Here is a 19,769-nt window from a genome sequence, read left to right as displayed (position 1 = left end):
GAGCGGGCGCCTCCCCCTCCATCCCAGAAAGGGCATTCCGTGAAGATCACCGACGCGCGTGTCGTCGTGTCCTCGCCCGGCCGCAACTACGTCACCCTGGTGGTCGAGACCGAGGACGGCGTCACCGGCATCGGCGACGCCACGCTCAACGGCCGCGAACTCGCGGTCGCCTCCTACCTGCGCGACCACGTGTGCCCGCTGCTCGTCGGACGCGACGCGCGGCGGATCGAGGACACCTGGCAGTACCTGTACAAGGGCGCCTACTGGCGCCGCGGCCCGGTGACGATGACCGCGATCGCCGCCGTGGACGTGGCGCTGTGGGACATCAAGGGCAAGTCCGCGGGCATGCCCCTCTACCAGCTCCTGGGCGGGGCCTCGCGCGAGGGCGTCCTGGTCTACGGGCACGCCAGCGGCACGTCGCTGGACGGGCTCTCCGAGGACTTCCAGCGCCACCTGGACCTGGGCTACCGGGCGATCCGGGTCCAGGCAGCGGTCCCCGGACTCGACAAGACCTACGGGATCGCCCCGGCGGACGGCCGGGTGTACGAGCCCGCCAGCGGCAACCGGCCCCAGGAGGACACCTGGGACACCCCGGCCTACCTGGACTTCGCGCCGACCATGATCGCCCACGTCCGCGAGCAGTTCGGCTACGGCGTGCACCTGCTGCACGACGTGCACCACCGGCTCACCCCGATCGAGGCGGGCCGCCTGGGCGCGGCGCTCGAACCGTACCGGCTGTTCTGGATGGAGGACCCGACCCCGGCCGAGGACCAGTCCGCGTTCCGGATCCTGCGCCGGCACACCACCACCCCCGTGGCGGTGGGCGAGGTGTTCAACTCGATCTGGGACTGCCAGCAGCTCATCACCGAGCGGCTCATCGACTACGTCCGCGCCTCGGTGTCGCACACCGGCGGCATCACCCACCTGCGCCGCGTGTTCTCGCTCGCGGAGCTGTACGGGGTGCGCTCGGGCTCGCACGGTGCCGGTGACCTGTCGCCGGTCGCCATGGCCGCGGCGCTCCACCTCGACCTGGCCATCCCCAACTTCGGCATCCAGGAGCACATGGGCCACACCGGCCCCTACGCGGAGGTCTTCCGCACCTCCTACTCCTTCTCGGACGGGTACATGCACCCCGGCGACGCCCCGGGCCTGGGCGTGGAGTTCGACGAGGAGGCCGCGGCCCGCCACCCCTACGAACCCAGGTACCTGCCGGTCAACCGGCGGCTCGACGGAACGGTGCACGACTGGTGAGCACGCACGGACTGAGGGATGAGAGCGGGCCGCTGGACGTCGTGGTCCTGGGCGAGGTCCTGCTGGAGGTGGCCACCGACGCCCCCGTCGCGCACGGGGTCCCGGCCAGGCTCGGCGTCTCGGGCGACGCGCTGAACGTCGCCGCGGCGGCGTCCCGGGCCGGGGCCAGGGTCGGCCTGGCCGCCGTGCTGACCGACGACGAGCTCGGGCGGGCGGCCGCCGACCGCGTCGCGGAGCTGGGCGTGTCCACCGGCATGCTGCGTTTCCGTCCGGGGCAGCAGGGCGTGTACCTGGTTCACAGCGACCCCGAGGGCGAGCGCGCCTTCTCCTACGCGCGCGCCCAGAGCGTGGGCTCTACCCTGTCCCCGGAGGACCTGGACGAGGAGGCGGTCGGCGCGGCGGGTGCGGTCGTGGCGGGCGGCATCGCCTGCGCGGTCTCCGACAGCGCGCGCCGGGCGGTCGTGGCCGCGGCGCGCCTGGCCCGCAGGTTCGTGTTCGACCCCAACCACCGGCCGCGGCTGGCCTCGCGGGAGGAGGGCGCCGCGACCCTCGCGGAGCTGGCCCGGCACGCCTTCCTGGTGACCCCCTCCCACCCCGGCGAGACCTCCGCCCTGCTGGACAGCGCCACCCCGGCTGAGGCGGCCCGCCGCCTCCTGGATGCGGGCGCCCGCAACGTCGCGGTGACCTGCGGGTCGCGCGGCGTCCACCTGGCCACGCCGCGGGAGGAGTCCTGGATCGACGCGGTCCCCGCTCCCCGGGTCCTGGACCAGACCGGCGCGGGGGACGTGTTCGTGGGTACCCTGACCGCGCGCCTGACCCTGGGCGACCCCCTCGTGGAGGCCGCGCGCCTGGCGGCCGCCGCGGCCAGTCTGAGCGTGGGCGGGCGCGGCGGAACCGGTTTCCTGCCGACCCTGGAAGAGACCCGCGCGCACGCGCGGGGTGAGAAGGAGGCGACTCGATGACCCGGCTGGACCTGGCGGCGCTGCGGGCCGCGGGGCGCACCACCGCTCTGGACCGCGCCGACCTGCGCACCGGGGTGGTCCACCTCGGGATCGGCGCGTTCTACCGGGCCCACGGCGCGGTCCTGACCGAGGAGGCCATGCTCGCCGCGGGCGAGACCGGATGGGGCATCAGCGCGGTGACCGGGCGCTCGGCCCGGGTGTGGGAGCAGTTGGCCCCGCAGGACGGCCTGTTCACGGTCACCGAACGCGGTGAGGGCGCCCGCCCCGTGCGGGTGGTCTCCTCCGTCCGCGAGACCCTGTCCGGCCCGGCCGACCCGTGGGCGGTGGCGGAGCGCATCGCCCACCCCGACACCCGGGTGGTCACCCTCACGGTCACGGAGAAGGGGTACATGGCGCACCCGGTCACGGGGCGCCTGGACACCGGCGACCCCCGTGTGCGCGCCGACCTGGACGGCGGCCCGCCGCTCACGCCGGTGGGACAGGTAGCGCGCGGCCTCCAGCTCCGCCAGCTCCGGGACGCCGGTCCGGTGACCGTGCTGTCCTGCGACAACCTGCCCGACAACGGCGAGCTGACGGCCGCGCTGGTCGCCGACTTCGCCGAAGCCCTGCCGGGCGCGGAGGGCGAGCGGCTGAGGTCCTGGGTCCAGGAGCACGCGGCCTTCCCGAACACGATGGTGGACCGGATCGTCCCGGCCACCACGGCGGCGGACCTGGACGCGGTCGAGGCGGAGCTGGGCCTGCGCGACGAGGCGGCCGTGGTCGCCGAGCCCTTCCACCAGTGGGTGATCCAGGACCGCTTCGCCGGTCCGCGCCCGCGGTGGGAGGCGGCCGGGGCCACGATCACCGACGACGTGCGGCCCTGGGAGGCGGCCAAGCTGCGCGTGCTCAACGCCAGCCACTCCCTGCTCGCCTATCTCGGCCTGTCCGTGGGGCACACGACGATCGCCGAGTGCGCCGCCGACGACGCCGTGGCGACGGCGGCGCGCCGACTCGTCCACGAGGAGGTTCTGCCCTCGCTCACCCTGCCCGAGGGCTTGGACGGCGGAGCCTACGCCGCGTCGGTGCTGCGCCGGTTCGCCAACCCCGCGCTGGGCCACACCACCGCCAAGGTCGGGGCCGACGGCTCCCAGAAGCTCGGGCCCCGCGTCGTGCCCACGGTCCGGGACGTGCTGGCCGGGGGCGGCGAGCCGCGGTGGAGCGCCCTGGTGGTGGCGGCGTGGATGCACCACGTCGCCACGGCCGGTCCCGGACTGGAGGACCCGCTGGCCGACTCCCTGCGCGCGCTGCTGCCCGGGGGCGGCGGGGCGCGGGAGGTGGTCGCCGCGCTGCTGCGCTCGGAGGTCTTCCCCGGGGACCTGGCGTCCCATCCGGTGTTCACCGAGCTGCTGGTCCACTGGTACGGGGTCGTGTCCGCCGGGGGCGGCGCGCTGGCGGCCGAGGTCGCTTCGTGAACGCGGGCGGCAGGGACGACGTACGCGGCACGGACAGCGGGAACGGCGTGGCCGGGAGGAGCGGCCTGAGCGAGGGGGACGGCGGGAGCGGCGGCATCGGGGCCGTACTGGCGCTGTCACCGGTCGTGCCCGTGGTGACGGTGGACTCCCCCGGACGCGCGGTCCCCCTGGCGGAGGCGCTACTGGCGGGCGGTGTGGGCGTCGTGGAGGTCACCCTGCGCACGCCCGGTGCCCTGGAGGCGGTCCGGGCGATCGCGGAGGACGTGCCGGACATGGTGGTGGGCGCGGGGACCGTGCTCACCCCCCGCCGGGCCGACGAGGCCGCGGAGGCCGGGGCGCGCTTCCTGGTCACGCCCGGCACCACGGACCGGATGCTGCGCCACCTGGTCGCGATCGGGGTTCCGGCCCTGCCGGGGGTGGCCACCGTCAGTGAGGTGCTGGCAGCCCGCGAGGCGGGGATGCTCGCGCAGAAGCTCTTCCCCGCGTCGGTTCCGGGAACCCCGTTCCTGCGCTCGGTGGCGGGCCCGGTCCCCGACGTGGTGTTCTGCCCCACGGGCGGGATCACGGCCGCCACGGCCGCCGACTACCTGGCCCTGGACAACGTGGCGTGCGTCGGGGGGAGCTGGCTGACCCCCGGGGACGCGGTCCGGGCGGGGGACTGGGCGCGGATCACCGGGCTGGCCGCTGCGGCGGTGCGCCTGGGCGCGGGAACTGGCGGGGACGGCCGCCCCGGCTCCGCGCCACCGCACGTCGGTCCGGGCCCTACGGGCGCGTGACCGGGACCCGCTGAGTGCCCGGCTCGCCGGTGCGGGCACGCGGGTGGCGCCTGCGGACGCGTCCCCGGGGCTTGAACACCGACAGGGACATGGCCGCGGCGCGGCGGCTCTTCTTCGAGCACGGCCGCAAGGGGGGTGACCGTCCGCGGCATCGCCGCCGCGGGGGTCTCCCCCGCCCTGGTTATCAAGCACCACGGCAGCAAGGCCGAACTCTTCAAAGAGGTGGTGCCGCACGACCTCCCCCTGGCCGAACTGGACCTGCCCCGCTCCGCCATCGGCCGCGCCCTGGTGCGCAAGGTCCTCGCCCGCCGTGAGCACGGCGCGCCGGAGGGCTGGCTGGCCACCACCGCCCACGTGCGCGAGTCCCCCGACCCCGACCGCTCCCGCGCGGAGGTGCGCGCGAATCTCCTGGACAGCGTGGGCGCCCTGCTCGGGGACACCACCCCCGGACGACGCTACGCCAGCGCCGTCTCCTGCCAGATGCCCGGTCTCGCCGAGGGCGTCCGCGTCCTGGGCGTGTTCCCGGAGGAGGAGACGTCCCGGGAGGAGCTGCCGGAGCTGTACGCGCCCCTGATCCAGCAGCAGGTCGACGCCTGCGCGCGGGCCTGCGCCGACCGGCCGGGCGAGCCGTGACCCCGCCGGGGCCGCCGTCTGGTAAGCCGGACGGTGTGAACAGCGCGAGAGAGACCGAAAGACGGAGCGAGTACGGGCGGATGCCCTCGGCTGGAGAGAGGATCGCCCAGTGGCTGTGGCCGCTGTCGGCCGTGGTGGTCGTGGTCGTGGGCATGGTCCTCGGCTACGCGTTCTTCAGCTGAGCCGGGCGCGGTGCCGCGGACCCGGGCGGCCTCAGGCTCCGCCCGGGGAGGTGGCCGGCAGGCGGGTGGCCACCCACTGGTCGTCGGAGTCTCGGCGCATCTCCAGGGGCCCGTGGTCCTCGCCGGGGTAGACCAGGGCGACCGTGGCGATGGGGACCTCCCCCTCCAGGTCGGTGTCCATGGTGACCTCGCCGACCTCGATGCCCTCACCGCCCCGGAGCGACTCGGCGTAGAGCGGGAAGGCCGCCGGGCAGTCCTCGGCCCCGTGCTCGTCGGCCACCACCGTGCGGGCGGCCTCGTCCATCAGCGCGCAGCCCGCCTCGCCGTCGGCGGCCATGAGGGAGGCGAGGAAGCCCTGCGCGGCGCGCCGCACGTGGGTCTCGGCGTCCGGGTCCACCGCGACGGCGCTCTCCTCGGCCTGCCCCGCGGTCTCCTCCGGGGCCTCCTCGCCGGAGCAGGCGGTGGCGGCGAGGAGCAGGGCCAGTAGCGGAGCGGACAGCGGAAGTCGTCTCATGGCGGGCGCCTTTCGAGGGGGCGGTGGCGTCGCACCATTGTTACCGTATCGGACCGCCGCGTGACCAGCGGTGTCCGAGCGGCCGGGATCGACCCGGGGCCGTCCGGGCGGAAGGGCTTCCGACCATCACCAGAAGCCCGACCCGGGACGGACACAGGGGTCGTCGACAGGGGCAGGCCCCACACCATCACCAGAAGCCCGACCCGGGACGGACACAGGGGTCGTCGACAGGGGCAGGCCCCACACCATCACCAGAAGCCCGACCCGGGACGGACACAGGGGTCGTCGACAGGGGCAGGCCTCACACCATCACCAGAAGCCCGACCCGGGACGGACACAGGGGTCGTCGACAGGGGCAGGCCTCACACCATCACCAGAAGCCCGACCCGGGACGGACACAGGGGTTGTCGGCGGGGGCGGGCCTCTGGTGATATGGGAACGCGGTCCCCTCCCGACGGAACCGCCCCGGACTTTCTGGCGCACAGAGCACGCGCGGGCGTGCCACGGGCGGCTCCGCCGTGCGTCCGCGCCGGAGGTGACATGACCTACCCCCTGCGGGAGAGCCGTCCGACGGACCCGTTCACCCGTATCCCCCCGGAGCTGGGCACCCGGCTGCGCCCGCTGGTGCCGTCGCTGGCGGAGGAGGCCCTGGAGGGCATCCGGCTCCGGGCGGAGTTCCACGCCGCGCCCTTGGAGCCCGCCGACGCCGAGGGCCTGCGGCGGACGGTCGAAGCCGGTCTGCGCGCCTTCCTGGACCGGGTGGAGGGCGGCGGCCGCTCCCCCGGACACGTGGACGCGCTGGCCGCCGAGTTCCGGGCCTTCGGCGCGGACGAGGCCCGGCACGGGCGCACCCTGGAGTGCCTGCACACGGGGATGCGCACGGCGGCGGCCGTGGCGTGGCGGCGGCTGGCCGACGCGGACGCGCTCACCCGCGACCACATGGCGGTGCTGGGAGAGGCGATCTTCGCGTTCCAGGAGGAGGTCTCGACCGCCGCGGCCGAGGGCCACGCGCGGGTGCGCGGCGCCGGGTTGGAGGCGCTGCGCAGGCGCCGCGCCCGGTTGTTGGAGGTGCTGCTGGCCGGGACGGGCGCGCGGCGGGAGGCGGAGGCCGTGCCCGCGCTGGCCCGGGCCGCCCGGTGGCGGCTGCCGGAGCGGGTGGCGGTAGCGCTGCTGTACCGGGGCAGGGACGGCGCGACGGCGGTCCCGGGCTGCCCGGGCGGCACGAGCGGCCCGGTCTCGGTGGCCCGGGCGGACGCGCTGTCGGCCTCGGCGGAGGAGTTCTCGCACCTCACCGCACTTCCGTCGGACGTGCTCGTGGGCCTGGACCGCGTGGAGCCGTGCGCGGTGGTGCCCGACCCCGAGGGGCCGGGGCGGCTGCGGTCGCTGGAACGCTCGCTGCGCGGGTCCTGCGCGGTGCTGGGTCCGAGCGTGCCCCTGGACCGGGCACCGCTGTCGCTGGCCCGTGCCCGGGACCTGGCGGAACTCGTGCGCACCGGCGTGGTGCCGGGCGGGGGCGTGGTGCGCTGGGACGACCACCTGCCCGCGCTGCTGCTCTCGCGCGACCCCGGGCTGGTCGCGGAGATGACGCGGTCCCGGCTCGCCCCGCTGGCGCTGCTGCGTCCGCCGCAGCGGGAGCGGATGGCCGACACCCTGCTGGCCTGGCTGGAGTCGGGGCTCAACGCCAACGAGGCAGCCGAGCGGCTGCGCATCCACCCCCAGACCGTGCGCTACCGGCTGCGCCGGCTGGAGGAGCTGTTCGGCGAACGGCTGCGCGAGCCCGGAGAGCGTTTCGAACTGGAACTGGTCCTGCGGGCACGCCGTCTGCTCGGTCCCCTGGAGGAGGGTCCGGTGTGGCCGGAGGTCGGGTGACGGGGGTCTCCGCGCCACGGGATCACCGCCAGGCGGCTGTGTCCGGGTCGATCCCGTGGTGGCGTGCGCACTCGTCGACGCTCCGCCGGAACCACGAGGCCAGCCCGGACCGGATTCCGTCGTAGTGGGCGGAGAAACCGGGGTCGGACTCGAACATCCTCCCCAGGCACACCTGCATCTGACGTGTGAGCGGGAAGAAGTCGGAGAACACTTCGCGGTGGCGTTCGATGAGCGCGTCCGCTTCCGGGCTGCCCGGAACGACACCCCGTTCGAGGGCGTCGCCCAGGTCGCGCTGCAACGCGGACATCGCCGAGGAGAGCGACCGCCACTGCTCCCGCGTGCGAGAGGCGGACCGCTCGGCGAACTGCGCCCACTGCTCGGAGTCCCCCCACACCGTGCGGGCCTCGCGGGACCGGCGGGCGTCCCAGTCCGCCCCGAAGACCTCCGACTGGGCCTCGTCGTCGAGGAGGATCCCCCGCTCGTGGGCCTCTGTCATCCTTTCCAGGCGCTCGTCGAGCCGTCGCAGGCCCTCGATGCGCTCGGCGAGCCGGGCACGCTGCTCACGCAAGGTGGCACCGATCTCCGCCGTCCGGTCGTCGAGGACCCGACGCACCGCGTCCAGACCGAGACCGGCCTCCCGGTACGCGACGATCCGACGCAGTCGTCGCAGGTCGGCGTCGGTGTACTGGCGGTATCCGGCGGCGGTGCGCGCGGACGGCGACGCCAAGCCGACCTCGTCCCAGTGATGAAGCGTGCGGACGGTCACCCCCACCAGTCCGGCGGCCGCACCCACCGTGAGGCCTTCAGCGGTACAGCGCTCGCGTTCGGCCATGAACACCATTGTGGCCCCTACGCCGTTCCCGGGGCGACGATGCCGACCGCGGCGAGATCGCGCGCCTCCTGGCTGTCGGGGTCGAACTCCTGCGCCGCGGTGAAGACGACCCGCACGCCCTCGGGAGTGGTCACCTCGACGTCGCGGGTGCGCCACGGCGTGTCCCGTGGCCCCGCCACACCGCCCGGCACTAGGTCCGAACACGCCTCGACGAGCGGATCGACCTCGCTCAGCACGCACAGGAAGCTCACGCTCATCGCCGGCGCTTCGGCCGGTTCGGCACCGGCCGCCGCGGGAACGAGCAGGACGTCCTGGAACGCCCACCGGCGCAGGTGGACCACCTGCCCCGGGATGCCGAACAGTTCGACGAAGCCGAACCCCCGTACCCAGAAGTCCGTCGACGCCGCCAGGTCCGGCGTCGGAACCGTCACGAACACCGGCATCGCGTAGATACCGCGGAACACCTCTGGCGCTACCGCCCCCGGTCCACGCTCGGACACGGGTCCCGTCTCGAACGCGCTGAAGAAATCGCTCATGCGGTCCACCGTCCCGCCTCACGCGGCGTGAGGGTCAAGCCCGATCCGTGGACTCGACGGCATCGGGCCGCGCCGCCGCCGTCGGCCGAGCCACCGGCCCCGCCCGGACGCAGCGGGTGACGGGCGCGCGGGCACCCGCCACCGCTCGCGGGGGCGGCCCGGCGGTTGTCCACAGGCGAGAGGTCGGCCTTCCCCGACCGTTCCGCCGAGGACTAGCGTGGTAAGCGGGGGTTCCCAGGGCCCTCCCGCTTCGTGCTGCCCGCGCCCCTCCCCTCAGCCCCGCGGCGCCAGCGCCCGCACCACCGCGGCCGGGTCCGCGTTCGGCGGGCCGATCGGCGCGACGACCGGTGTGGTCACCCCGTTGTCGGCGTAGGCCCGGATCCGCTCGCGGCAGTACTCGGCGGGGCCGTGCACGATGAGCTCGTCCACCACCGAGTCCGGGATCGCGGCCAGCGCGCCCCTGCGGTCCCCCTCGTCCCACGCCTTCCACATCGGGGTGAGCTCCTCGCGGCCCAGCCACTCGTGGAACGCCCGGTAGACGGGGACGTTGAGGTAGGCCGAGATCGCCCAGCGGCCGATCCCCCGGGCGGTGTCCGGGTCGGCGTCGGGAACGGCGAAGATCCGCGCGACCACCTCCTTGTCCTCGCCGTACCGGCGCACATAGGGCGCCACCGTGCGCACGTCCTCCGGCGAGAGCCAGTTGACGACGGCTCCGTCGCCCTCGCGTCCGGCGAGGCGGAGCATGCCCGGCCGCAGCGCCGCCACCAGCAGCGGGGGCACCTGCTCGGGGACCGCGCCGAGCGTGAAGCCGTTGACGCTGAAGGTGTCGTAGTCCTCCTTGACCTTCGCGCCGGTGAGCGCGGCGCGGAGGAAGCGCACGGTGTCGCGCACCTTCTTGTACGGCTCCTCGAAGGGGATGGAGTTCCACCGCTCCACGATCACGTTGGAGGAGGTGCCGACGCCCAGGGCGAAGCGGCCCGGCGCGGCGGCGGCCAGGGCGGCGGCGCTCATCGCCAGGGTGGCCGGACCGCGCGTGTAGGCGGGCACGATCGCGGTGCCCAGGCGGAGCCGGGGGGCCCACACACTGGCCAGGGCGAGGGGTGTGAAGGCGTCGGTGCCGTTGGCCTCGGCCGACCAGACGTCGGTGTAGCCCAGATCCGGCAGCCGCTCGACGAGGGTCCGCTGCTCGGAGAGCGGGACCCCCTCCAGCGGGATGGTGATGCCCCAGCGAGTGGTCATGGCGACTCCCTGTCGGTGTGGAACCGAATCCGGTTCTCGTTCCGTGCTGGCAGCACCGTACCGCCCGGTCGGTCTGTTGTCTCGGGGCGCCTCCCCCCTTCGCCGCCGGCAGCCGCGCACCGCGCCCCTCGGGGCTCGGCGGAGCACACCCCTCCCGCCCGGCGCACCGCACCGCTCCGGACCGGCGCACCGACGCCGCCCTCCGACACGGCGTGCCGCCGCCGGGACGCGCGTGCCCGCCGGGGCGTATGTTCGTAGGGCCCGGACCGGAGCCCCGCCGACGGCGGGCGCCCCCGGCCGGACCGTACGAGCGCATCCCAGACGAACGAAGGAGGCCCCTTCGTGGCCACGCCACCCTCCCCCTACGACTTCCTGCCCCAGGTCGCGTCGTTCACCGTCACCAGCAACGACGTCGCCGACGGACGGACCCTGCCCCAGGCCCAGGTCAGCGGGATCATGGGCGCCGGAGGCGGGGACGTCTCACCGCACCTGTCCTGGAGCGGCTTTCCCGAGGGGACGCGCAGCTTCGCCGTCACCTGCTTCGACCCGGACGCCCCCACCGCCAGCGGCTTCTGGCACTGGTCGGTGGCCAACATCCCGGCCGACGTCACCGAACTGGCCGCGGGCGCGGGGGACGGCTCTGGCCTCCCCGAGGCGGCGGTCACCCTGCGCAACGACGCGGGCGGACACCGCTACGTCGGCGCGGCACCGCCCGCCGGTCACGGCCCGCACCGGTACTTCTTCGTGGTGCACGCGGTGGACGTGCCCCGCCTGGATGTGGACGAGTCGGCCAGCCCGGCCTTCCTCGGCTTCAACCTGTTCTCGCACGCGCTGGGCCGCGCGATGATCACCCCGGTCTACGAGGTGGAGTAGCCCGCGCGGGCGGCGCGGGGCCCGGGCCGGCACCGGGTCCGCGAGTCGCGCGACGCGTCGAGGGCGGGCCGTGTGCGTCCGTGCCGCGCAGCCCGCCCTCGGCCCCTCCTCCCGGGGTCGGGGGCACACGCGCAGGGGGTCCCTTCGGTTGTCCTGACAACCGGATTCGGCCACTTCCGGGATATCGGGCACCCCGAGGTCTAGGCTCTGTAGGCATCCCCCCAGTCCGCCGTCCACGTCGGAAAGGGTTCGACCGGTGCCACAACAGCCTGCGAGCAAACCAACCGTCGTGGTCACGACAGCGGGGTCGGCGCCCACACCCGGGACCATCCTCCACCTGCGCGAACAGGGTTTCCGCGTGGTGGCGACCGACGTGGACCCCTCCGCGCCGGGCCTGTACCTGGCCGACCGGGGGTACCTGGTGCCGCCTGGCGACAGCGAGGCCTTCCTGCCCAGGATGCGGACGCTGTGCGCGGACGAGGGTGCCGTCGCGGTCATCCCCCTGGTCGACGAGGAACTCGTCAGGGTGGGCGAGCTCGCCAAGGACGGCGTGGAGGTGCTGCTGCCCCGGCTGGACTTCGTCACCACCTGCCTGGACAAGTACGTGCTGATGCGCGAGCTGGAGGAGGCCGGGATCGGCGTGCCGCGCACCTGGTTGGCCTCGGAGTGGCCGAGCGGCGCCGCGGACTCCGCGCCCGGCGGCCTCATCGTCAAACCGCGCTGCGGACGCGGGAGCCGCGGGGTGGCGGTCATCGACTCGGTCCGCGACATGGCGCGGGTGGTGTCCGAGGGCGGCTACGCGGCGGACGAGCTGATCGTCCAGGAGCTGGTCGGCGGCCCCGAGTACACGGTGTCCGTGGTGGTGTGGCGGGACGGCGCGGTCCAGGCCGTGGTGCCCAAGGAAGTCGTCCTCAAGCAGGGCGTGACCAGGTACGCGGTGACCCGGCACCACCGCGAGGTGGGCCGCGCCTGCCGGGCGGTCCAGTCCGCGCTGCGCGCCGACGGCCCCTTCAACGTGCAGCTGTGCCTGGACGCGGACGGCAGGCCGAGGATCTTCGAGATCAACCCGCGCTTCTCCTCCACGGCCTCGCTCACCGCGGCGGCCGGGGTCGACGAGATCACGGGGCTGCTGCGGCAGGCCGTCGCGGACGGGCCCCGCCTGGAGGACGACTGGCGCGAGGGGGTGGCGATGGTGCGGCGGTGGACGGACGAGTTCGTCAGCGAGGCGGAGTTCACCTCCCACGGCATCTCCCCCGCCCCAGCGGCCGGCGCGGAACTGCCCCGGCAGCTGTCCCCGGGCGGCACGGGACCGGTCCCGGTCGTTCCGGTGCGTGTGCGTTGACAGGCTCCGTGACGGGGACAGCCGAGGCGCGCCCGCTGGTCGAGGCGATGGCGTCGGCGGTCGTGGAGGTCGGCGGCCTGTTGCGGGAGTGGCGCTCCGACGCGGACGCGCGCAGCGGGGTGTGGGAGGGCAGCCAGTTCAAGGCCCGGGCCGACGCCATGGCGCACCGGGCCCTGTCCGAGCGGCTCACCGCGATCGACGGCCTGATCCCGGTGGTCAGCGAGGAGGACCCCGAGTCGCTGCGCGGCGAGCGGCCGCACCGGTACTGGCTGATCGACCCCGTCGACGGGACAGCCAGCTACGTCCACGGGTTCCCCGGGTACGTCACGCAGGTCGCGCTGGTGAACGGGGGGAGGCCGGAGGCGGCCGCCGTGTTCGCCCCCGAGACCGCGACCCTCTACACGGCCGTGCGCGGCCGGGGCGCGTGCCGGGACGGACGCCTCCTGCCGCCCCCGCGGCCCGCGCCGCCGGGACGGGGCGTGCTCACCGACAACACCCCGCGGCCGGAGGGAATCGCCAGCCGGGTCGGCGACCGCTTCGGCTACGGCGGGTACCTGGAGAGCGGCAGCATCTCGCTGAAGCTGTGCCTGGTCGCCGAGGGTTCCGCGCACCTGTTCGTCAAGGACGTGCCGGTGCGCGACTGGGACGTGGCGGCGCCCGCCCTGGTCCTGGAGGAGGTGGGCGGCCTGGTCACCCGGCTGGACGGAAGCCCGTTCGACTACCGGGGGCCCTACGAGCACACCGGGCTGGTGGGCGCCGCCGACCCCGCGGTGTGCCGGGCCGTCTCGGGCTGGCTGGGCTCCTGAGAACGCGCCCGGAAGCCGCCCCGGGGCCGTGGACCGAGGGCGCCGACTCACTTTCCGTGCATCCCTTTTCCACGCCGGGTGCGGCGCGTATCGTGTGGTCACCAACTCGCGTCTTGGGGGTGGGAAGTGGAGGACGAAGGCCTGCCGCTGCACCGGATGCGCGCCTCGGACGCCGAACGCGACCTCACGGTGGACCGCCTCACCACCGCGTTCGTCGAGGGCCGTCTGGACCACGAGGAGTACGACCGCCGGGTCGGTCTGGCGCTGGGCGCGGTGCTGCTCGGCGAACTGCGCCCGCTGACCGAGGACCTGCCGGTGTCCATGTCCGCGGTGCACGGGGCCCCGGACGCGCGGCACGGCGCCGATCCGCTGTCGGACCCCCTCTCCGGGGCGGCCCGCGCCGGTCCGGGATCCGGGCGCGGCCCCCGGGACGGCCGCGAACCCCCCGGCGCGGACGACCTGTCGCTCCTGGGCGCCCCCTGGCGCGAGTGGGGCGACGAGTGGCGCTGGTGGACGGGTGTGGCGGTGATCCTGACGAGCGTGTGGGGCGTGGTCAGCCTGATGGGCGGCGAGCTCGTGCCCTACTGGCCGCTTGTGCCGCTGGGCATCTGGGCCGCGGTCCTGCTCGCCTCCGCCATCTGGCCCAGCGAGGGGGAGCCGCCCTGACGCGGCGCCCTCCCCCTCCCCTCGCGTGTGCTGCCGACGCCTCGGGCGCGGCGGGAGGGGTCAGCCCGCGGCGTGCAGCCAGCGCACCGGGGCGCCGTCGCCCGCGTAGCGGAAGGGTTCCAGTTCCTCGTCCCAGGCGCGGCCGGTGAGGCGTTCGATCTCGGCGGCCAGCTCGGTACCGTCGGCCGCGGCCCGCTCCACGGCCAGGCGCAGTCGGCCCTCGGGCACGAGGACCTCGCCCGCCGCGCTGGTGAGGGCGGTGAACATACCGAGGGACGGCGTGTAGCTGTAGCGCACGCCGTCGCAGCCGGGCGACCCCTCCTCGGTCACCTCGAACCGCAGGCGCTGCCACGTGTTCAGCGCCGAGGCGACCGAGCCCGCGGTGCCCGGCTTCCCCTGCCAGTTGAGCTCGGCGCGGTGGTTGCCGGGTGCCGCCGGTTGGGCGACCCAGTCGAGTTTCACGGGTACTCCAACGACGCCCGCGACCGCCCACTCGACGTGTGGGCACAGCGCCGCTGGCGCGGAGTGGACGTACAAGACGCCACGTGCGGACACCGAACCTCCTGATACGAACGAGTGCGCTTCCCCGACGCCCTCGTACCACGAGAAGGTTGCATACCCGCCTGAATACTTTTGCCCCATTGTGCCCCAAGGGCACCCTGAGAACCAGCGCTCACTTTGCTTTTTCCAGCGTTCTCCCCACCTCCGGAAGCCCCAAAAGCTAGCGTGAGCCCCGGCGAGCGGGAGTCCGATCATAGTGGGGGCGGGTGTGCCAGACCAGTCGCACGAGGACATCCATGACACCCAGGCACCTCCTCAAACCGTACTTTCGACCTTTTCCGGGGAGGAAGCACCCCCACCCTTGCCGGTTCCGGCCACAACCGGCGGTGATACAGCCGGGCCCAATCCGGACCGGGACGCCGGCGGAACCGACGCCGCCCCCAGCGACGCCGAGCTCGTACGGGGCGCCTGCCGGGGCGAGCACAGGGCGTGGGAGGCCATCGTGGACCGGCACCTGCCGGTCGTGAACGCGATCGCGCGCTCCTACCGCCTGTCCGTACCGGACCGGGAGGACGCGGTGCAGACGGTGTGGCTCACCCTCAACCAGCAGCTGCCTCGCCTGCACTCCCCCGAACGGCTCCGCGGCTGGCTGCGCAGGGTCGCCCACGACGCCTGCGGCCGACAGCGCCGCCACAGCGCCCGGGACCATCCGGTCGACCCCCAGAGCCTCGCCCGGCGGGACGCCCTCTCCCAGGACGCGGGGCCCGAGGCGCAGTACCTGCGCAAGGAGGAGCACGAGGAGCTGCACCGCGCGATCCGGCGGCTCACCGATCCCGGAGAGCGGCGGGCCGCCCTGCGCTACCTCGACGGGGCCGCGGGGCTTCCCGTGCCCCCGGCCCCGTGCGACCCGGGGACCTCCGACGGCCGGGTCCATCCCCGGACCGCCGCGAACCAGCGCCGCCGTATGCTCCGCAGACTCCGCCGCCTCCTGGAGGAACCCACATGAGCGACCACGACGATCCGGCACCGGCCCTGGCGGGGCGCGCCGCCGCCCTGGCCGCCTTCGACCGCGGCGACGACGGCGCCGACGTGGCGGCCCTGACCGGGGAGAGGTCTCCGGCGGGCGAGGTGCTGCGCGCGGCGGAGGGGGAGGCCGAAGGCGCGCTGGTCACCTCCCTGCGCTTCGAGCACGGCGACCTGACCCTGGACGTGCGGGTCCACGCCCACGGTGGGCTGCGCTCGCTGTCGGGGCTGGCCAGCGGGGAGTACGACCACGCGCTCCTGCGCGTGCGCCGCCCGGGTTCGGGGGCGGAGCTGCGGATCGGCGAGAACGGCGGGTTCGCGCTGTCCGGCCTGGCCCGCGGCCCGATAAGCCTGGCGCTGCTCAGAACGGGACGCCCCGCGGTGGTGACCGGATGGTTCACCGTCTGACCGCCCGGCCACCGGGCCAGCGGCCGGTGATCCCATCCGTCACAGAAACGGGGAAGGCCGAACCCTGGTTGCAGGCAGACACGAACCGGCTCCCGATGGTGGCCCTTCGACCGGCTTCGTCCGGGTTCGCGTGAGCCGAGTTGCGCGCAGGCGGACGCGACCCCTCCCGTGCGCCCTCCCCTCGCTGCTATCACTGTGTGCGGCCCGCCCCCTCGGTGAAAGGCACCGGACGTGTCCCTGCGCGCCCAGCCCTCCCCCGTCTCCCCCGAGTCCCCCCTCTCCGCCGCTTGCCCGGACCACCACGCGCTGCGGTCCGGCAGATCCCTGCTCGCCCGCGTGAGCCACGGGATCCGGTTGGCGCAGGGCGGCATGTTCGAGCAGACCGCGGCCCTGCTGGACGAGGCCCACCGGCGCCTGCGCGGCCACCCGGTGGCCGAGTCCGCGACGGTGATGCCCGGCGTCCTGCTCAACCTGGGCCTGGCGCAGACGCTGTGCGGCCGCTTCCCGCAGGCCGAGGAACACCTGCGCGAGGCCCGGTCCCTGGCACAGGAGCGCCGACTGCCGCTGATGGGCCTGGTCATCGACCAGAACCTGGGCTGTCTCAGCCTCTACCGGGGCGACGCACCCGCGGCCATCGCCGCCTTCCACGGCCTGACCGACCGGCTGCCCTCCCAACGCCGTGAGGCGCTGCACGTGGACCTGGCCGAGGCGCTGCTCGCCGAGGGCCTGGTGGAGGAGGCGGCGACGGCGCTCGCGGACGGCCCCTGGGTCGGGGGCTCGTCGGCCAACGCCCTGCTGGTGGAGGCCAAGCTGTGGCTGCTGCGGGGCGACCACCGCCACACGGTCGAGCTCACCCGCCGGGTGCGGCACTCCTTCGGCACGGGCTCGCTGTGGTACCGGTTGGCCACACGCCTGGAGAGGATGGCGCTGCGCGAGGGCCGGACGGCCTCCCCCGTGACCCGGGCCAGGAACGCCCTGGCCGTCCGCGCTCCCCTGGCCGCGCCGCGGCCGTCGGGGAGGGGCGCCGCCCACCTGGCCCTGGACACCCTGGACGCGCACCCGCGCCTGGCGCCGGGCCCCTGGCTGGCGGGCGCGGTGAGCGACCCCCACGTCGTCCGCGCGGGCCTGGAGAGCGCCCTGCGCGACGGGGAGGCGGCCACCGCCCTGGAGTGGGCGGAACTGGCCCGGACCCGGGCCGCGCCCCACGTCCCCGGCCCCGGCGTACGCACACCGGCGACGGCCTCGCTGGCCGACCGCTACCGTACGGCGCTGATCCGCGGTCGCGAGCCGCACGCCCTGGTCCGACGCCTGGAGTCGGCCCGCTGGCAGGCGCACCACGAGGCCGCGGGGGCACGCCGCGCCCCCGCGCCCTCACCCGTGGCGGATGCGCTGCTGGAACGCCTGAGCGACCAAGCCTTCGTGCGGTACACGCGGGCTGACGGGGAGGCCGTCGCGCTCGTGGCCGCGGCCGGACGTGTCCACGCCCGCGCCCTGGGGCCGCTCCCGCGTGTGGCCCGTGCGATGGCCCGGTTCGTCCACCCGGTGGCGTTCGCGCAGGACGCGTGCGAGGCGCGGGAGGCGGCCGACGGCGCCGCCCGCGTCCTCCTCGAACCGCTGCTGGCTCTGGTCGGCGACCGCCCGCTGGTCGTGGCCGGAGACTCCTACCTCGGCGATCCCCCCTGGGGCATGCTCCCCGCGCTGCGGGGCCGTCCGCTGAACCTGGTGCCCGGCGCCGGGTTCTGGCTGGACCGGACCCGCTCCGGGGCCCCCGCGCCCCGTCCGCCGGAGCGGGTGCTGCTGGTGGCGGCGCCCGAACCGGACGGGGCGGCGCGCGAGGTCGCCGCGCTGGCCGACGTGTACCCGGGGGCGCGCGTGCTCCGCGCAGACCGGGCCCTGCGCTCCGACGTCCTGGCCGCCCTCGGCCGGGCCGACCTGGTCCACCTGGCGGGGCACGGGCGCGTCCCCGGACGCTCGCCCATGCTCGCCTCGGTCGGCCTGGGCGACGGGCCGCTGCTCGCCTGCGACCTGGCCGGGCTGCCCGATGTCCCGGACACGGTGGTGCTGTCGACCTGTTGGAGCGGCCGGGGCTTCGCGGACCGCGCCGGGGCTCCGCTCGGGTTCACCGGCGCGCTGCTCGCGGCCGGGGTCCGCACGGTGGTGGCCAGCCCCGTTCCCGTCAGGGACACGGGGACCGTCGGGGCCATGCGCCTGTTCCACCGCGCGCTCGCCGCGGGCGTCCCCGCGCCCGAGGCGGTGGCTGTCCACCTCGGGCGGGCGGGGTTCTGCTGCTTCGGCGCCTGAGTCCGCTACCAGCCGCGCTCGCGCCACTCCCCCAGGTGCGGACGCTCGGCGCCCAGGGTGGTGTCGCGTCCGTGCCCGGGGTAGACCCAGGTGTCGTCGGCCAGCACCCCGAACAGGCGCTCCTCCACGTCCGCGAACAAGACGCGGAAGTCGTCGTCGGACCAGGTGCGGCCGACGCCTCCCGGGAAGAGGGAGTCACCCGTGAACAGGTGGGTGTGGCCCTCGGGGTCGTCGTAGCGCAGGGCGATGGACCCGGGCGTGTGCCCGCGCAGGTGGATGACGGTGAGGTGGCACTCCCCGACCGGGACGCGCGACCCGTGCACGACGGGCTCGTCCACGGAGACCGGGAGCTCGTCGCCGTCGTCGGGGTGGGCGACCGTGCGCGCCCCGGTCTGGCCCACGACCTCGGCTAGGGCCTGCCAGTGGTCCTGGTGGCGGTGGGTGGTGACCACCCGGGCCAGGCCCTCCTCGCCGATCAGCTCCAGGATGCGGTCGGGCTCGGCCGCGGCGTCGATGAGGACGGCCTCGCCGGTGCCCTGGCAGCGCAGCAGGTAGGCGTTGTTGTCCATCGGGCCGACGGCCAGTTTGGTGATGGTCAGGTGCGGTAGTCGTCGCAGGTCGGCGGGGCCGCCGACCCTGGTATCTCCGGAGTAGCTCACCCGACCATTGTGGCCCGCGTCCGGGAGCGGACGCACCAGGGTGGCACGGGCGTGCGGCCGCGGCGGCCCGGACGGGCCGCCGCGGCCGGGGTCACCTGGCCCAGCGGGGCGCGCGCTTGTCGAAGAAGGCGGCGCGGCCCTCGGCGGCGTCCTCTCCGGCGAAGAACTCGGCGGACAGCTCGCCCATCCGGGCGAAGGCCTCGCTGCGCTGGTCGGGGGCCGCCAGCGCGCCCGCTCCCAGTTCGCCCAGGAGTTCCTTGGTGCGCGAGAGCGCGCGCGGCGCCGAACCCCGCAGTCCCTGCAGGATGGCGTCCACGGCGTGCGGCATGTCGCGGTCGGGGACGGCCTGGGTGAGGAGCCCGGCCTTGGCGGCGGCGGAGGCGTCGAACAGCTCGCCGGTGAGGAAGTAGCGGCTGAGCTGGCGCGAGTGCATCCGCGCGGACACCGGGACGGAGATGACGGCGGGGACCACGCCGATGCGCACCTCGGTGAAGGCGAACGTGGCGCTCTTGGGCGCCAGGGCGATGTCGGCGGCGGCCACCAGTCCGATGCCCCCGGCGCGGGCGGCGCCGTTGAGGACGGCGACGACCGGTTTGGGGGCGCCCATGATCTGCTCGAAGATCTCGGGGAGTTCGGGCGCCTGTTCGACCGGGGCGCCTCGCAGGGCCGCGCCGACCTCCTTCAGGTCGGCTCCGGCGCAGAACACCGGACCGGTGCCGGTGAGCACGATGGCGCGTACCTCGTCGTCGGCCACCGCCTCGGCCAGGGCCCCGGACAGCTGCGCGCGCAGCCGGGCGGACAGGGCGTTGCGGTTGCGGGGGGAGTCGAGGGTGACCGTGGCGATGGAGCGCTCGACGGCCAGGCGTACCAGGGGCGTGTCGTCCGAGGGGGTCGGGGACGGGTGCTGCGTCATCGCAGGCGGGCCTTTCTCAGGGTCCATACTCG

The 19,769-nt window shown here is 75.0% G+C and carries 21 protein-coding genes; 14 read left to right on the top strand and 7 right to left on the bottom strand.

The genetic code is table 11. From position 1 onward, the window contains the following. Nucleotides 1-39 precede the first annotated feature (39 nt). The 6 genes from manD to KGD83_RS08690 all read left to right on the top strand — a co-directional run bounded on the left by manD (nucleotide 40) and on the right by KGD83_RS08690 (nucleotide 5,255). Complete coding sequence (manD, locus tag KGD83_RS08715; protein ID WP_212643322.1) at nucleotides 40-1,251, top strand: D-mannonate dehydratase ManD; 1,212 nt, start codon at nucleotides 40-42, stop codon at nucleotides 1,249-1,251. After that, on the top strand, nucleotides 1,248-2,213 hold the full coding sequence (locus KGD83_RS08710) for a PfkB family carbohydrate kinase (protein WP_212643321.1): 966 nt from the start codon (nucleotides 1,248-1,250) through the stop codon (nucleotides 2,211-2,213). The genes manD and KGD83_RS08710 overlap by 4 nt, the downstream gene beginning before the upstream one ends. Then, nucleotides 2,210-3,664: a mannitol dehydrogenase family protein gene (locus KGD83_RS08705; protein WP_212643320.1), complete on the top strand. Its 1,455-nt coding sequence runs from the start codon at nucleotides 2,210-2,212 to the stop codon at nucleotides 3,662-3,664. Before KGD83_RS08710 ends, KGD83_RS08705 begins: the two co-directional genes overlap by 4 nt. Beyond that, nucleotides 3,661-4,440, top strand: a complete 780-nt coding sequence (gene eda / locus KGD83_RS08700) for a bifunctional 4-hydroxy-2-oxoglutarate aldolase/2-dehydro-3-deoxy-phosphogluconate aldolase (RefSeq protein ID WP_212643319.1) — start codon at nucleotides 3,661-3,663, stop codon at nucleotides 4,438-4,440. Before KGD83_RS08705 ends, eda begins: the two co-directional genes overlap by 4 nt. Nucleotides 4,441-4,575: 135 nt before the next feature. Next, nucleotides 4,576-5,073 (top strand): TetR/AcrR family transcriptional regulator, encoded by a 498-nt coding sequence (locus tag KGD83_RS08695; protein WP_249352223.1) that lies wholly within the window; start codon nucleotides 4,576-4,578, stop codon nucleotides 5,071-5,073. Nucleotides 5,074-5,108: 35 nt separating this feature from the next. After that, on the top strand, nucleotides 5,109-5,255 hold the full coding sequence (locus KGD83_RS08690) for a hypothetical protein (protein WP_212643318.1): 147 nt from the start codon (nucleotides 5,109-5,111) through the stop codon (nucleotides 5,253-5,255). Nucleotides 5,256-5,286: 31 nt separating this feature from the next. On the opposite strand, the gene KGD83_RS08685 is transcribed toward KGD83_RS08690, so the two are convergent. Further along, complete coding sequence (locus KGD83_RS08685; protein WP_212643317.1) at nucleotides 5,287-5,769, bottom strand: hypothetical protein; 483 nt, start codon at nucleotides 5,767-5,769, stop codon at nucleotides 5,287-5,289. A 540-nt stretch (nucleotides 5,770-6,309) separates the two neighbouring features. Between KGD83_RS08685 and KGD83_RS08680 the strand changes: the two genes are divergently transcribed. After that, nucleotides 6,310-7,638, top strand: a complete 1,329-nt coding sequence (locus KGD83_RS08680; protein WP_212643316.1) for a PucR family transcriptional regulator — start codon at nucleotides 6,310-6,312, stop codon at nucleotides 7,636-7,638. Between the two features lie 22 nt (nucleotides 7,639-7,660). Here the strand turns inward: KGD83_RS08680 and KGD83_RS08675 are convergent, their stop codons facing one another. The 3 genes from KGD83_RS08675 to KGD83_RS08665 all read right to left on the bottom strand — a co-directional run bounded on the left by KGD83_RS08675 (nucleotide 7,661) and on the right by KGD83_RS08665 (nucleotide 10,245). After that, nucleotides 7,661-8,470 (bottom strand): MerR family transcriptional regulator, encoded by an 810-nt coding sequence (locus tag KGD83_RS08675; RefSeq protein WP_249352222.1) that lies wholly within the window; start codon nucleotides 8,468-8,470, stop codon nucleotides 7,661-7,663. Between the two features lie 17 nt (nucleotides 8,471-8,487). After that, a complete protein-coding gene (locus KGD83_RS08670) occupies nucleotides 8,488-9,006 on the bottom strand; it encodes a VOC family protein (protein WP_249352220.1) in 519 nt (172 codons plus the stop codon). A 273-nt stretch (nucleotides 9,007-9,279) separates the two neighbouring features. Next, nucleotides 9,280-10,245, bottom strand: a complete 966-nt coding sequence (locus tag KGD83_RS08665) for an LLM class F420-dependent oxidoreductase (protein WP_212643314.1) — start codon at nucleotides 10,243-10,245, stop codon at nucleotides 9,280-9,282. A 342-nt stretch (nucleotides 10,246-10,587) separates the two neighbouring features. On the opposite strand from KGD83_RS08665, the gene KGD83_RS08660 reads away from it, so the two are divergent. The 4 genes from KGD83_RS08660 (at nucleotide 10,588) to KGD83_RS08645 (ending at nucleotide 13,932) form a co-directional block, all read left to right on the top strand. Then, on the top strand, nucleotides 10,588-11,118 hold the full coding sequence (locus KGD83_RS08660; RefSeq protein ID WP_212643313.1) for a YbhB/YbcL family Raf kinase inhibitor-like protein: 531 nt from the start codon (nucleotides 10,588-10,590) through the stop codon (nucleotides 11,116-11,118). A gap of 289 nt (nucleotides 11,119-11,407) precedes the next feature. Then, nucleotides 11,408-12,460, top strand: a complete 1,053-nt coding sequence (locus KGD83_RS08655) for an ATP-grasp domain-containing protein (protein ID WP_212643312.1) — start codon at nucleotides 11,408-11,410, stop codon at nucleotides 12,458-12,460. Nucleotides 12,461-12,507: 47 nt separating this feature from the next. Next, nucleotides 12,508-13,266, top strand: coding sequence for a 3'(2'),5'-bisphosphate nucleotidase CysQ family protein (locus KGD83_RS08650; RefSeq protein WP_212644329.1), 759 nt, complete (start codon nucleotides 12,508-12,510; stop codon nucleotides 13,264-13,266). A 126-nt stretch (nucleotides 13,267-13,392) separates the two neighbouring features. Continuing rightward, nucleotides 13,393-13,932: a DUF1707 SHOCT-like domain-containing protein gene (locus tag KGD83_RS08645; RefSeq protein ID WP_212643311.1), complete on the top strand. Its 540-nt coding sequence runs from the start codon at nucleotides 13,393-13,395 to the stop codon at nucleotides 13,930-13,932. Between the two features lie 60 nt (nucleotides 13,933-13,992). On the opposite strand, the gene KGD83_RS08640 is transcribed toward KGD83_RS08645, so the two are convergent. Then, the gene (locus tag KGD83_RS08640) at nucleotides 13,993-14,487 is read right to left on the bottom strand and encodes a DUF3145 domain-containing protein (RefSeq protein ID WP_026114848.1); all 495 of its coding nucleotides are present in this window, start codon (nucleotides 14,485-14,487) and stop codon (nucleotides 13,993-13,995) included. Between the two features lie 307 nt (nucleotides 14,488-14,794). On the opposite strand from KGD83_RS08640, the gene KGD83_RS08635 reads away from it, so the two are divergent. From KGD83_RS08635 to KGD83_RS08625, 3 genes are all read left to right on the top strand, one after another. Further along, nucleotides 14,795-15,439, top strand: coding sequence for an RNA polymerase sigma factor (locus KGD83_RS08635; RefSeq protein WP_212643310.1), 645 nt, complete (start codon nucleotides 14,795-14,797; stop codon nucleotides 15,437-15,439). Continuing rightward, the gene (locus KGD83_RS08630; RefSeq protein ID WP_212643309.1) at nucleotides 15,436-15,864 is read left to right on the top strand and encodes a hypothetical protein; all 429 of its coding nucleotides are present in this window, start codon (nucleotides 15,436-15,438) and stop codon (nucleotides 15,862-15,864) included. Before KGD83_RS08635 ends, KGD83_RS08630 begins: the two co-directional genes overlap by 4 nt. Nucleotides 15,865-16,095: 231 nt before the next feature. Next, nucleotides 16,096-18,165 carry a CHAT domain-containing protein gene (locus tag KGD83_RS08625; RefSeq protein ID WP_212643308.1) on the top strand — a complete coding sequence of 690 codons (2,070 nt, stop codon included), beginning with the start codon at nucleotides 16,096-16,098 and terminating at the stop codon, nucleotides 18,163-18,165. Nucleotides 18,166-18,170: 5 nt separating this feature from the next. Here the strand turns inward: KGD83_RS08625 and KGD83_RS08620 are convergent, their stop codons facing one another. Both KGD83_RS08620 and KGD83_RS08615 read right to left on the bottom strand, forming a co-directional pair. Continuing rightward, a complete protein-coding gene (locus KGD83_RS08620) occupies nucleotides 18,171-18,824 on the bottom strand; it encodes an MBL fold metallo-hydrolase (protein ID WP_212643307.1) in 654 nt (217 codons plus the stop codon). A 91-nt stretch (nucleotides 18,825-18,915) separates the two neighbouring features. After that, nucleotides 18,916-19,737, bottom strand: a complete 822-nt coding sequence (locus KGD83_RS08615) for an enoyl-CoA hydratase-related protein (protein ID WP_212643306.1) — start codon at nucleotides 19,735-19,737, stop codon at nucleotides 18,916-18,918. Nucleotides 19,738-19,769 lie beyond the last annotated feature (32 nt).

This window comes from Nocardiopsis akebiae, assembly GCF_018316795.1.
In the GTDB taxonomy this organism is placed as follows: domain Bacteria; phylum Actinomycetota; class Actinomycetes; order Streptosporangiales; family Streptosporangiaceae; genus Nocardiopsis; species Nocardiopsis dassonvillei.
The sequence above is the reverse complement of the archived record's forward strand: the minus strand, read 5'-3'. Positions and strand labels throughout refer to the sequence as shown.